The sequence below is a fragment of the Pseudoxanthomonas sp. USHLN014 genome (genome assembly GCF_037153335.1).
Lineage (GTDB): Bacteria > Pseudomonadota > Gammaproteobacteria > Xanthomonadales > Xanthomonadaceae > Pseudoxanthomonas_A > Pseudoxanthomonas_A winnipegensis.
This window is the reverse complement of sequence record NZ_JBBCKO010000003.1, coordinates 38639-50807: the sequence shown is the minus strand read 5'-3', so window position 1 is coordinate 50807 and position 12169 is coordinate 38639. Positions and strand designations below refer to the sequence as shown.

At 68.4% G+C, this 12169-nt stretch carries 10 protein-coding genes; 8 read left to right on the top strand and 2 right to left on the bottom strand.

All coding sequences use genetic code 11. From position 1 onward, the window contains the following. Positions 1-76: 76 nt before the first annotated feature. The gene (locus WFQ05_RS07295; RefSeq protein ID WP_337053297.1) at positions 77-1042 is read left to right on the top strand and encodes a hypothetical protein; all 966 of its coding nucleotides are present in this window, start codon (positions 77-79) and stop codon (positions 1040-1042) included. Between the two features lie 226 nt (positions 1043-1268). Here WFQ05_RS07295 and WFQ05_RS07290 read toward each other — a convergent pair whose 3' ends face one another. Next, a complete protein-coding gene (locus WFQ05_RS07290) occupies positions 1269-2687 on the bottom strand; it encodes an alpha/beta hydrolase (RefSeq protein WP_337053296.1) in 1419 nt (472 codons plus the stop codon). 213 nt (positions 2688-2900) lie between these two features. Here WFQ05_RS07290 and WFQ05_RS07285 point away from each other — a divergent pair, with 213 nt between their 5' ends. The 7 genes from WFQ05_RS07285 (at position 2901) to WFQ05_RS07255 (ending at position 11713) form a co-directional block, all read left to right on the top strand. Further along, positions 2901-3977 carry an alpha/beta hydrolase fold domain-containing protein gene (locus tag WFQ05_RS07285; protein WP_337053295.1) on the top strand — a complete coding sequence of 359 codons (1077 nt, stop codon included), beginning with the start codon at positions 2901-2903 and terminating at the stop codon, positions 3975-3977. A gap of 4 nt (positions 3978-3981) precedes the next feature. After that, on the top strand, positions 3982-5634 hold the full coding sequence (locus WFQ05_RS07280; RefSeq protein WP_337053294.1) for a long-chain-fatty-acid--CoA ligase: 1653 nt from the start codon (positions 3982-3984) through the stop codon (positions 5632-5634). Positions 5635-5855: 221 nt separating this feature from the next. Next, positions 5856-6332, top strand: coding sequence for a hypothetical protein (locus tag WFQ05_RS07275; protein ID WP_337053293.1), 477 nt, complete (start codon positions 5856-5858; stop codon positions 6330-6332). A gap of 298 nt (positions 6333-6630) precedes the next feature. After that, on the top strand, positions 6631-7590 hold the full coding sequence (locus tag WFQ05_RS07270; RefSeq protein WP_337053292.1) for a TerC family protein: 960 nt from the start codon (positions 6631-6633) through the stop codon (positions 7588-7590). Between the two features lie 267 nt (positions 7591-7857). Beyond that, positions 7858-9501 (top strand): N-acetylmuramoyl-L-alanine amidase, encoded by a 1644-nt coding sequence (locus WFQ05_RS07265; protein ID WP_337053291.1) that lies wholly within the window; start codon positions 7858-7860, stop codon positions 9499-9501. Positions 9502-9702: 201 nt separating this feature from the next. Further along, complete coding sequence (locus tag WFQ05_RS07260; protein ID WP_130520685.1) at positions 9703-10506, top strand: rhomboid family intramembrane serine protease; 804 nt, start codon at positions 9703-9705, stop codon at positions 10504-10506. A 25-nt stretch (positions 10507-10531) separates the two neighbouring features. Beyond that, the gene (locus WFQ05_RS07255; protein ID WP_337053290.1) at positions 10532-11713 is read left to right on the top strand and encodes a glycoside hydrolase family 18 protein; all 1182 of its coding nucleotides are present in this window, start codon (positions 10532-10534) and stop codon (positions 11711-11713) included. On the opposite strand, the gene WFQ05_RS07250 is transcribed toward WFQ05_RS07255, so the two are convergent. Then, the gene (locus WFQ05_RS07250) at positions 11697-12113 is read right to left on the bottom strand and encodes an acyl-CoA thioesterase (RefSeq protein ID WP_130520681.1); all 417 of its coding nucleotides are present in this window, start codon (positions 12111-12113) and stop codon (positions 11697-11699) included. The genes WFQ05_RS07255 and WFQ05_RS07250 overlap by 17 nt on opposite strands. Between the last annotated feature and the right edge of the window lie 56 nt (positions 12114-12169).

The following is a 12169-nucleotide window of genomic DNA, read 5'->3' as shown; positions in this document are numbered from 1 at the left end:
TGTTGCGATGCGGCGGCGGCGCGTTAGGCTCGTCCCATGCGCCGCAGGGCACGGATGCGGCAACAAGGGGCGTGACGTGGTGCGGGTGGCGATCGTGGGTTCGGATGTGCAGACCGAAGTGGCGCTGATGCGCCGCCTGCAGCGCATTGCCGCCCTGCCCGCCGACAGCCTGACGCTGATCCACAACCCCGACGGCTGCGACCTGCTGGTGCTGCAAGAGGCATCGACCACGCGCGTGGCCGGCGCGCGCCTGGCACAGGAGCGCCCGGCCCGGCCGCTGTGGCTGATCGATGCCGGCGGGCGACTGTCCGACCCGCGCCAGGGCGCCGCGCCGCTGCACGAGCAGGCGATCCGTGAGGTGCTGCAGGCCCTGCACGCCCCGCATGCGCAGGCCGACGTCGCCCCGTCCGCCCCGGCACGCCCCTTCGCCGAGCAGCTGCGCGAGCACCTGCAGGCCCGGCGCACGCAGGCGGTGTTGTCGCTGGATGGGGTGGACGTGCTGCACCTGGATTTCGTCGCCGGCCAGGCCGTGCCACTGCACAGCGCGCGCCAGGCGGTGGACAACGTGCCCGGGCTGCTGGGGCCGGGCTTCGACCGGCTGGTGCTGCGCGAGGTGGCGTTCGCGCCGGCCGGCCAGGCCCCGCGCTTGGCCCTGACCCCGCTGCTGTGGCAGACCGCGCTGCGCATGCGCATGGTGCCGAAGCTGATCGCGCCGCTGACCGAGACCACCGCGCTGCGCATGCGCCAGTGGCCGGACTTCCGGGTGCTGGCCCACCGCCATGACGACTTCCGGCTGTGCTCGCTGCTGCTCAAGCAGGCCATGACCGCCACCGAGGCCGCCGCGCAGCTGGACATGGACCCCGGCGCGGCGCGCGCCTTCTTCAACGCCGCCTATCTCAGCGGCCACGCCGTGCTGGAAGGCGAGGCGGACGCACTGGGCGCCGCCACCGCCGACGCGCCGCCACCGCCGCCCGGCACCTCGCCCCTGGCGCGGCTGTGGCAGCGCCTGCGCGGCAGCGCGCGCCGCCGGGCCGGCGACTGAGCCCGCCCGCACCGAGCCTGCCTGCACGACCGCGACGATCGTGACACCTCCGGTGTCGCGTCACTCGAAACCGCGAGCAACCTTCTGCCGTCGTTCCAGTCGGCACGCGGCGCGTGCGTGACGAGGTCGCATCGCGTCGGGCTTGGCACGGGAAACATGGCATCGGTCGCTGCGCGCGCAAACCCCGAGCCCCGCGACCACCCAGGCGATCAAGCAATCAAGCAGCTCAGTGCACAAGATCCTCGGACGGCCGCGTGCCGCGCTCGACCCAGGCGTGCAATGCGTTCCAGGCCGCCACCGTCTGCGCCGGATCGAAGCCGCAATGCGTGTAGCCCACCACGCCGCCGATCGGCAGCGGCGCCTTCACCCCCGGCACGGTGAACTGCACCAGGCGCGCGTCGTTGCCGGCCTGATGGACGACGCGGCCCAGGCCCTGCGACTGCGCGTAGGGCACCAGCGAATCGATCCGGTTGTGCAGGGTCACCAGCGGCACCTGGAAGCGGCCGGTGGCCTGGTGCCAGCGCCGCGCGTAGGCGATGGCCGCCGGGTCGGCGCCGAAGCGCTGCACCTGCCGGTTGAACTCGGCCAGCTCCTTGGCGCTCATGTCCGGCACGCGATAGACCTTGCCCCGGTTGCCGTACAGCTGGCCGCCCATGGTCTGGCGCAGATCGTCGGCGCCCAGGGCGAGGGTGAGCAGCGGATAGGCGACCGAGGCCGGCTCGTTCTCGAAGCCGCCGATCGCCGCCACCTGCCGCGCGATGCGCGCCTCGGGCCCGTCGGGGCGTTCCTGCGCCGCCTTGAACAGCGCCAGCACCGGCGTGGCGAGGCGGGCCATCTGCATCCCGCGGAACTGCTCCGGATCGGTCGCATCGCCCGGCGGCGGCACGGTGGGCAGCGCGGTGCGCAGCGCGTCCTGCTCGCCCGGCAGCGCGTAGGGCGTGCCGCGGGTGAGCTGGTTCCAGGCCACGCGCATGTCGAACAGCTGCGCGAACAGCGGCTCCCAGCCCTCGGTCACCCCGCACATCGCCAGCCCGCCGGCGAAGGCCTGCGGGTGCTGCTCCAGCAGCGAGAGCACGATGTTGCCGCCCATCGAGCTGCCGCTGACATAGACCCTGTCCGCGCCCAGGCGCACCAGGAAATCGCGCAGCCGCAGCGTGTTGACCGTCGCGGTCTCCACGCCCATGCCGGCCTTGGCATAGGCGCTGTGCCCGGCCGCCAGGCCCGCGTCGTAGGCGGCCTTCAGGACCCCGGTCGCGCCGGTGCCCGGGGCGGTGGGGTCATCGAGCACGTCCACGGGGCTGCCCGGCGTGGAGTATCCGTGCGCGTAGAGCAGGGCATCGTGGTTCCATCGCGCTGGAATGGCGACGGCGAACTGATCGCCACCGAGCTTGCCGCCCAGCAGCAGGCCGCCCTCCGGGCCAGGCACGGCGCTGACCTCGGTCGCGCCAAGCGCGGCGGCACGCGCGGCCAGGGCTCGCTGCGCGCTGGTCGGCTCGGTCGGCGCCTTGGCCGGGGCGGTCGCAGAGGTGTCCACCGCGGGGCGCGCAGGCGTGACGGCCTGGTGCGTGGCGCTGCAGGCGGATACCAGCGTCATGGTCAGCAGCGTCATGGCCATGCCGCGCGCACGCCGTGCGATCGGATTCATGCGGAAACTCCCTCGAATGACCGGGCCGAGTGTATGGCCTTGCGGAGGGGCCCTTCCGTGGACGTGCCGCGGCCCTGCCCTAGCAGAGGTCATAGGCAAGGCAAGGCCAGTCGACGGGGCAAGCGCCCTGTGCGGCGCAGCATGACCCGGCGCAGGCGATCAGGCAGCTTGGCGGGACAGGAGTGAGCCCCTTCCATCCGCTGGAGCACCGCGTTGAGAACCGCCATCTTTTCTTGTGGGGCCCTGCTCGCGCTGTTCGCCTCGATGTGGACGGTGCGCGCCGCCGAGACGCCCGATCCGCGCGTGCCGCTCAACGGCGTGCAGGTGCCGCTGTCGGCCTTCGCCTCGCCCGAGGCGCGCGTGCGCCTCCAGGCCATGCTCGATGCGCACGCCCGCGGCGAGGGCCCGGGTCAGGACATCGCTGCGGCGCGGGCGTTCTACGACGCGCAGAACAGCGACCGCGTGGCGCGCATGCGCAAGCTGTGGCCGGTGCGCACCAGCGAGCAGCGCTTCGACGGCGTGCTGGCCGACGTGGCCGAGCCGGCCGACGGCATCGCGCCGGCCAACAAGACGCGCGTGCTGATCAATCTGCACGGCGGCGCCTTTCTGTGGGGCGCGCGCAGCGGCGCGCTGGCCGAGGCCATCCCGATCGCCGGTGTGGGCAAAATCAAGGTGGTCTCGGTGGATTACCGCCAGGGGCCGGAGTACGCCTTCCCCGCCGCCAGCGAGGACGTGGAAACCGTCTACCGCGCGCTGCTGCGCGACTACCGCCCGCAGGACATCGGCATCTACGGCTGCTCGGCCGGCGGCTATCTCACCGCGCAGGCGGTGGCGCGCCTGATCTCCAAGCAGCTGCCGCTGCCCGGCGCGATCGGCACCTTCTGCGGATCGCTGGCCGCGCCCGATGGCGATTCCATCTACACCTCGGCCGCGCTGGAGGGGCAGAAGGTGCCCGCCGGCCCGCCCAGGCTCTCGGACTACCCGTACTTCCGCGGCGCCGACCTGTCCGATCCGCTGGTGTTCCCGGCCAATTCGCAGGCCATCCTCGCCCGCTTCCCGCCCACGCTGCTGATCAGCGGCAGCCGCGACTTCGCCTTGAGCTCGGTGCTGCACAGCCACGCGCTGCTCGACGCGGCCGGGGTGGACGCCGAACTGCATGTGTGGGACGGCATGTGGCACGCGTTCTTCGTCGATCCCGAGCTGCCCGAGTCGCGCCAGGCCTATGCGGTGATCTGGCGCTTCTTCGACCGCCACCTCGGCCAGGCGCCGGCCGCGGGCAAGGGGCGCTAGGACCATGGGCCTGCGCTACGCCACCCCGGCCGAAGGCCATTACGACTATCCGCTGCACGTGGGCCAGCTGCTGCGCAGCGCGCTGGAGACCCGCAGCGGCCAGTCCATCCTCGGCAGCGACGGACGCCGCCACGACTATCCCGAGTTCGGCCGGCGCGTGCACCGCCTGGCCAACGTCCTGACCGCGCTGGGGGTGGCGCCGGGCGATGTGGTGGCGGTGATGGACTGGGACAGCCATCGCTACCAGGAGTGTTACTTCGCCATCCCGATGCTGGGCGCGGTGCTGCAGACGGTCAATGTGCGCCTGTCGCCCGAGCAGATCGCCTACACGCTGCGCGACACCGGCGCGCGCGTGGTGCTCTTCCACGCCGACTTCGCCGCGCTGGTGGCGCAGCTGGCCACGCAGCTGCCGCAGCTGGAGCGCTTCGTGCTGACCCATGCCGGCCAGCCGCCGGCCTCGCTGCCGCTGGCCGTCGCAGGCGAGTACGAGGCGCTGCTGGCCGCGGCCGAGGACCGGCACGCCTTCGTCGACATCGACGAGCGCGCGCTGGCCACCACCTTCCACACCACCGGCACCACCGGCGACCCGAAGGCGGTGGCCTTCTCGCACCGCCAGCTGGTGCTGCACACGCTGGCCGTCGGCACCACGCTGGGCACGCAGCCCGAGGGCCAGGGGCTGCGCCACGGCGATGTCTACATGCCGGTGACGCCGATGTTCCACGTGCATGCCTGGGGCCTGCCGTACCTGGCCACGCTGCTGGGCCTCAAGCAGGTCTATCCCGGCCGCTACGTGCCGGCGCAGCTGCTGCGGCTGCGGCGCCAGGAGGGCGTGACCTTCTCCCACTGCGTGCCGACCATCCTGCAGATGCTGCTGGACGCCTTCGGCCCCGAGGACCCGGTCGACCGGCGCTGGACCATCATCGTCGGCGGCTCGGTGCAGCCGCGCGCGCTGCATCGCGCCGCGGCCGCCAAGGGCATCACCGCGCTGTCCGGCTACGGCATGTCCGAGACCGCGCCGGTGCTGAGCATCGCGCGCTCGTTCGCGCCGCCGGGCGCGCAGCGCGAGACCGAGCTGTGCAGCGCCGGGCACCCGGTCCCGCTGGCGCAGCTGCGCGTGGTCGACCCGGACATGCAGACACTGCCGGCCGATGGCCAGCACCAGGGCGAATTGGTCGCGCGCACGCCGTGGCTGACGGCCAGTTACGGCGGCAACGCCCAGGCCGGCGAGGCCCTGTGGCGGGGCGGCTGGCTGCACACCCAGGACGTGGCCAGCATCGCCGCCGATGGCCGCCTAGTGATCCGCGATCGGCTCAAGGACGTGATCAAGACCGGCGGCGAATGGGTGTCCTCAGCCGAAATGGAGGACCTGACCGTGGCCGGCCCCGGCATCTGCGCCGCCTCGTACGTGGGCGTGGCCGATCCGCGCTGGGGCGAGCGGCCGGTGGTCTTCGTGGTGCCCGCCGAGGGCGCGCAGGTCTCGCTGGAGGGCGTGCGCGCGCACCTGCAGCAGCACGTGGACAGCGGCGCCATCAGCCGCTATGCCCTGCCCGACGAACTGATCGTGGTCGAGGAGCTGCCGCGCACCAGCGTGGGCAAGATCGACAAGAAGGCGCTGCGCGCGCGCCTGGCGCAGCGCGACACCTTCCAGCGCGATTGATCCGACCCGGGCATTCGATGCGACGACGCCGTCGGCCCTGGCCCGGGAACACGCTGGCGGCGTGCCGACGCCAGCGGACGGCACGCACCGTCACGGACAGGCATCGCGCCGGCCAGCCTGGGTTTAAGGCGCGGCTGCTAGCGTGCACGGGTGATCCCTGCCGGCCTGCTGGCCAGACGGCCCGCACCGCGCAACGGACACGCACCGCAAGGTCTGCCGCCATGAAGTCCATCGCCGTCGTCTCCCTGTTGCTGCTCTGCGCGCCGCTGGCCGCGTTGGCTCAGACCCAGCCGCTGAACCTCAAGCTCAAGGACGACACCAGCTTCTCCGGCGCGGGCGATCCGCCCGGCACCTATTACGGCGACCACAGCGGCCCGGTCGTGGACACCGACCCGGTCCGGCCGGTGTCCGAGCTGGACGACGGCAAGGCCCACGTGCATGGCGCGTTCACCACCGGCATCGGCTATTCCAAGGGCTACGGCAGCAGCACCTACAACGCGGCCGATCTGAGCGTGGCCAAGGCGTTCACCAGCGACGAGGGGCGCACCAGCGTGATGCGCCTGGACATCCACGTCAGCAAGAGCGATGGCCCGTTCGGCGGCGGCCCCTATGGCGGCTACTACGGGCGGGGTTACCCGGGTCCGCGCTCGGCCTCGGGCGCGGCGATGCGCTGGTCGGCGGCCGACGACGCGCCGTGACAATGCGGACAGATCGGGCCTGATCTGAACGACCCGCTCAGCCTGGGCGTTGACCCGGCGCGTGCCGCGCCGCGACAATCGCCCACAGAAGGGGAGTAGCTCCCACGCGCTGCGATCGTCATGACGGGCTTCACGCCCCGGTCCAGCGGCAACCGGCCCACTACTAGGGCCGGCTGTGAGCGAGACCTTCGCCGCAACGGCGAAGGTGTGTGTCCGGATCTCCTTCTTTCCCGGATTCCGTGCGCTTCACTGGACTCGTCGCAGCCTTCGTCCCTTGGCTTACGCGTGGAGCATTCGCATGCAGACAATTGCAAACCCCTGGCTGTGGGGTGGATTCGTGGTGGTGGTGATCGCCGCCCTGTTGGCCGACCTGGTGCTGATGCGCCACGGCGGCCCGCACAAGGTCACCTTCAAGGAAGCGCTGTGGTGGTCGATCGGCTGGGTCGCCCTGGCCCTGGCCTTCAACGCCGGCCTGTGGTGGTACCTGCACCAGACCATCGACGCGGCCAACGCCAACCGCATCAGCCTGGAATTCCTGACCGGCTATCTGGTCGAGAAGTCGCTGGCGGTGGACAACATCTTCGTGTTCCTGATGGTGATGTCCTACTTCGCCGTGCCCGAGGAGCAGCGCCAGCGCGTGCTGGTGATCGGCGTGCTGGGCGCGATCTTCCTGCGCGCGATCATGATCTTCGCCGGCGCCGCGCTGCTGACCAAGTTCCACTGGCTGCTGTACGTGTTCGGCGCGTTCCTGCTGTTCACCGGTATCAAGATGTGGTTCTCGGCCGGCAGCGAGCCCGACCTGGAAGCCAATCCGGCGCTGAAGTTCATGCGCAGGCATCTGCGCCTGACCGATGGCTACGTCGGCCACGACCTGTCGGTGAAGCGCGATGGCAAGCGCTGGTTCACGCCGCTGTTCGTGGTGCTGATCCTGATCGCGGTGACCGACGTGATCTTCGCGGTCGACTCGATCCCGGCGATCTTCGCCATCACCACCGACCCGTTCATCGTGCTGACCTCCAACGTGTTCGCGGTGCTGGGCCTGCGCGCGATGTTCTTCCTGCTGGCCGGCATGGCCGATCGCTTCCATCTGCTGCCCTACGGCCTGGCGGTGGTGCTGGTCTACATCGGCGCCAAGATGCTGCTGATCGATGTGGTCAAGATCCCGGTGCTGGTGTCGCTGGGCGTGGTGTTCGGCATCCTGGCGGTCACGGTGTGGCTGAGCCTGGTGCGGCCGGCGAAACCTGACGCGACCGGCTGATTGAAGGCCGAAGGACGCTGGTGTCGCCCAGACGGCGACGCCAGCGGCAAAATAACAGCGCGCGCGGCGGACGCAACGCAATCGGTTGCATAAACCTCAAGCTTAGAGAATGTGCGGCCAATTCCAGATTGTATTCCCCGTCGAATCCTTCGTTGACCTGCAATCGCGATCATGTGATGGTCAGCGTGCGAGGGTAGCCCAGGAAGGCATCACACCACGACACCAATGGGTTCCGTATCGCATTCTCGATCAAGGAGGATTCATCAGATGGGCATGCAATGCGCTACCCGGTTCCGCTCGCGCCATTTCATTATATGTGGGTTTCTCACCGCCACCTTGGTGACGCCATTTTTGTATTGGCCTTTTAGTGCAGCGAATGCTAAAGAAAGCGGGCCAACAAGCAAAATAACCCTGAGTAACAGCACCTCTATTGAGGCCACTATACGACCGGAGATTCAACGTCTTGTAGATGGCCAACGCAGGCTTCCTGGTCAAGGCAAGCTTATATTGGTAAATGTAATTGCCGACCCTGACAATGGATCGATTACAGTCAATGTAGACAGTGACTTTATACCGCAAGGAAAGCGTCACCTCACCGAGGATCTTGGGGATTTGATCAATGAAATAACCGGAGCAACATCTTCTATCATTGGGAATACCTTAGGCCCTACTCCGATCAGTTTCACGGTCGGCGGAAAAGATCTATCGGAAATCTTTCCCGATGATTTTTCCCCAAGGAAGCGACCGAGTAACAAGGCGTCACTTGTCATGCCATCAGCCGTATCGGGCCTCGTCGTTATAAATCCGGGACACGGATTTTATTACCATTACGGCACAACCAATGGCTGGGTCAAGCAGCGCCCACTTTATTCCGGATCTTCTACTGAGACTGAAGACTCTGTGATGCCCGGCTACTCGACAGAGTTGTCGAACATAATGATCAATCGTAGCCACGAGTACGTCACAGCTCTCGCCAATACTAGAGACGTTTCAAACAACGCCATAGATCCAGACAGCGAAAAACCTTGGAAGGATTTGGGGGCAAGATATTTCCTCAAAAGACAATATCCCACACTTGGCCCGACATTGTGGAACATGTTTCCAAATGGAACAGAGCCGGATCGCTTGGCGCTAAGGGAGTATGACGAGGATATTCGATCACGCCCAGAGTACGCTAATCTTCTGGACGCAGAGACTATGATCTCTATTCACAGCAATGGATCAACAAACGTCAATGCGCGTGGCTTCGAAGTCTACACCCGCCTGACAGATTCAGAATCACTCAAGTTGGCCACCAACATTTCTTGCGCTGCCAAGGAGCTGATTCAGGCGATCCCCACATACAGCGCTTTTCCCGTCGACCTCAATCCGAGATCAAGCACTCATGGCGAGGTTAATCGTGCCGATGCAACAGCAGTCCTGATTGAGGTCGGCTATCACAGCAACGCGGCGGATGCCGCTGCCTTGCTTGATCCGGCGTTTCGTACCGCAGCAATGAAAGGCACGGAAAAAGGTTATCGCCTGACCAAGGAGGACGAGGATTGCGTGCCTTTCGCTATCACCAACGTCCCCGATGTGAGCGGGCCATCGAATGGTTCAGAAATCCCTGCAAATATAGAGTTCGCCGGATTCCCACAGTTTCCAGTGACTCGCGTGATGAAAAATGTCAGCTGCCCGGCAAATGCAAACTGCCCAGATGTTACGAGTGTCTATTCGGAAAAAATTCCGTCTCCGCTTCAGGCTTCTTTTAAATGCACTGGATTCACGACAACGCAAGTTGGCACCTTCAGCACCACACTGACAGATGCAGATGGAGTCAAGACCGACCCGGTTGAACACACTTTGACCTGCACCCCCAACTCTAGTTCAGCGGCAAAAGTGCGCACCTCGGTTGGCGAGATGGAAGGCTGACAAGTATTTTGCCAAGCGCCTTGCTAGAGCAGAGCTAGAGCCTCTGGTCTCAGACCCGTTGTTCGTGTCTGTGCCGAGTGCCTGCTTCAAAGCCTGGCGACTAGTCCAAGCCAAGCCTGCGTACCGACGCGCCGCGGCGTTCCATCCATGGGACGTCGCGGCGCGCTTGTTTTCGCAGCCTGGCGGCGCCATCGAAGCGGGATGGACGCCTACCACCCCGACGATCCGCGCTATGACGCGCAGGCCCAGGCCCGTGCCGACCGGCGACGCCTGCTGCGCGCCTTCAACGCGTCGCTGGCCTTCGTGCTGCTGCTGGTGCTGTGCTACTGGATGCAGTCCAGCTTCGACTGGCGGGCCCTGGCGATCGCGCCGCACACCGTGCAGGGCCTGGTCGGCATCCTGACCGCGCCGCTGCTGCATGGCTCGGTCGAACACATCGCCTCCAACGCCATCGCCCTGCTGATGCTGGGCACGCTGGCCGGCAGCGTGTATCCCAAGGCCACGCTGCGTGCGTGGCCGCTGCTGTGGCTGGGCTCGGGCCTGGGGGCGTGGTGGCTGGGCGATGCCGGCACGCGCCACCTGGGCGCCAGCGGGCTGGGCCACGGGCTGATGTTCCTGGTGATCGGGCTGGGCCTGCTGCGCCGCGATCGTGCGTCGATCGCCGCCGGCCTGATCGCCTTCCTGTTCTACGGCGGCATGCTGCTGACCGTGCTGCCGCGCGAGCCCGGCGTGTCCTGGCAGGCGCACCTGGGCGGCGCGGTGGCCGGGCTGCTGGCGGCCTGGTGGCTGCGCCGCGCCGACCCGCCGCTGCCGCGCAAGCGCTACAGCTGGGAGGTAGAAGAGGAACTCGCCGCGCAGGCGCACGATGAGGACGCCAGCACGCTCGAGCCGCCCTCGCCGCGCGAGGTGCCGGTGCTGTGGCAGCCGGCGCCGCCGGGCCGCGGCACGGTGCTGGTGTTTCCGCCCCGGCCTCCGCAGGACGCGTCGGGTCAGCGGCTAGACTAGCCGGCCGTTCGCTGCCGGCCCTGCCATGCGCCTGATCGCCTCTTCCGGCCTGTCGGCCGTGCTGGCCTGCCTGCTGACCCTCACCGGCTGCGCCAGCGCGCCTTCGCCGGCGCAGCCAACCTTCCCGCGCACGCCGCTGACCCTGGTCGGCTACGTCACCGCCGGCGAACCGGTCCGCGCCAGCGCCGCCGCCAAGCTGGACGTGGCCAACTTCGCCTTCGCCGCGCCCGATGCCGCGCACCGGGTCAGCCTGGGCACGACGCAGAACGCCGCCGCGCTGTCCGCGCTGGTGCGTCTGCGCCAGCAGGCGCCGGGCCTGCGCGTGGTGCTCTCCATCGGCGGCTGGGGCGCCGGGCATTTCTCCGAGGCGGCGGCCACGCCGCAGGCGCGCGCGATCTTCGTCGACAGCGCCATGGCCCTGCTGCGCCAGTACGACCTGGACGGGCTGGACATCGACTGGGAGTACCCGACCCTGGCCGATGCCGGCATCAGCGCCAGCGCCGACGACAAGGCGCACTTCACCGCGCTGCTGGGCGACTTGCGCGCGGCGCTGGACGCGCAGGGCGCGCGCGACGGGCGCCGCTATCTGCTGACCATCGCCGCGGCCGAGGGTCGGCTGGCCTCGGGCCTGGACCTGCCGGCGATCGCGCCGCTGCTGGACTGGATCAACCTGATGACCTACGACTTCTACGGCAGCCTGACCCCGACCACCGGGCATGCCGCCGCGCTGGGGCGGTCGCGGCTGGCACCGGCCGATGCGCGCACGACCGAGGCGGCGGTAGAGGGCTTCCTGCGCGCTGGCGTGCCGGGGGCCAAGCTGCACGTGGGCATGGCGTTCTACGGGCGCCGCTTCGGCGAGGTCGCGCCGCAACAGGCGGGGCTGCTGCAGCCCTACCGCAGCGATGGCGGCTTCATTTCCTATCGCCAGATCGTGGAAGGCGACCTGGTCGGCAGCGGCGGCTTCGAGGCCCATTGGGATCCGCAGGCGCGCGCGGCCTGGCTGTGGAATCCGCGCAGCGCGCAGATGATCAGCTACGAAGACCCGCGCGCCCTGCGCGAGAAGGTCGCCTACGCCCGCGCCCAGGGCCTGGGCGGGGTGATGTTCTGGGAGCTGCACCAGGACCACGACCAGGACCTGCTGGACGTGGTGCGCCAGGCGATCGACGACCCGGCGGCCGCCCGCCCGGATCTCATCCCTGCGCGCTAGCCACCGGCAGCGGCGGGGCGGCGGTCGGGCGTCCCAGCGGATCCAGCGCGATCATCACGAAGCGCCCGCGCGTGCACAGCTTGCGCTCGCCGCTGAGCAGGTCCTCGGTGACCACTTCCACGTCGACGTTCATCGAGCTGCGCCCGACCTTGACGATGGTGGCGATGACCTCGACCAGGTCGCCCTTGCGGATCGGCTGGTTGAAGTCCACCTGCTCCGAACGCGCGGTGACGACCGTGGTGCGCGCGTAGCGCGAGGCGACGATGAAGGCGGCCATGTCCATCCAGGCCAGCGCCTGACCACCGAACAGCGTGCCCAGGTGGTTGGTGTGGTCGGGAAAGACCATGTGCAACAGGCGCGCCTCGGTGGGGCGGGCTTCGGCGGCGGGGGCCTCGGACATGCGGACAAGCTCCTGATCGGGGGGACGGCCGCGCAGGCGACGGCCGGGCGACCATT

What these genes read in the sequence shown, in the direction of transcription:
- WFQ05_RS07290 (WP_337053296.1), bottom strand. Translation starts at nt 2,687, where the DNA reads ATGAATCCGATCGCACGGCGTGCGCGCGGCATGGCCATGACGCTGCTG.
- WFQ05_RS07280 (WP_337053294.1), top strand. Translation starts at nt 3,982, where the DNA reads ATGGGCCTGCGCTACGCCACCCCGGCCGAAGGCCATTACGACTATCCG.
- WFQ05_RS07275 (WP_337053293.1), top strand. Translation starts at nt 5,856, where the DNA reads ATGAAGTCCATCGCCGTCGTCTCCCTGTTGCTGCTCTGCGCGCCGCTG.
- WFQ05_RS07270 (WP_337053292.1), top strand. Translation starts at nt 6,631, where the DNA reads ATGCAGACAATTGCAAACCCCTGGCTGTGGGGTGGATTCGTGGTGGTG.
- WFQ05_RS07265 (WP_337053291.1), top strand. Translation starts at nt 7,858, where the DNA reads ATGGGCATGCAATGCGCTACCCGGTTCCGCTCGCGCCATTTCATTATA.
- WFQ05_RS07260 (WP_130520685.1), top strand. Translation starts at nt 9,703, where the DNA reads ATGGACGCCTACCACCCCGACGATCCGCGCTATGACGCGCAGGCCCAG.
- WFQ05_RS07255 (WP_337053290.1), top strand. Translation starts at nt 10,532, where the DNA reads ATGCGCCTGATCGCCTCTTCCGGCCTGTCGGCCGTGCTGGCCTGCCTG.
- WFQ05_RS07250 (WP_130520681.1), bottom strand. Translation starts at nt 12,113, where the DNA reads ATGTCCGAGGCCCCCGCCGCCGAAGCCCGCCCCACCGAGGCGCGCCTG.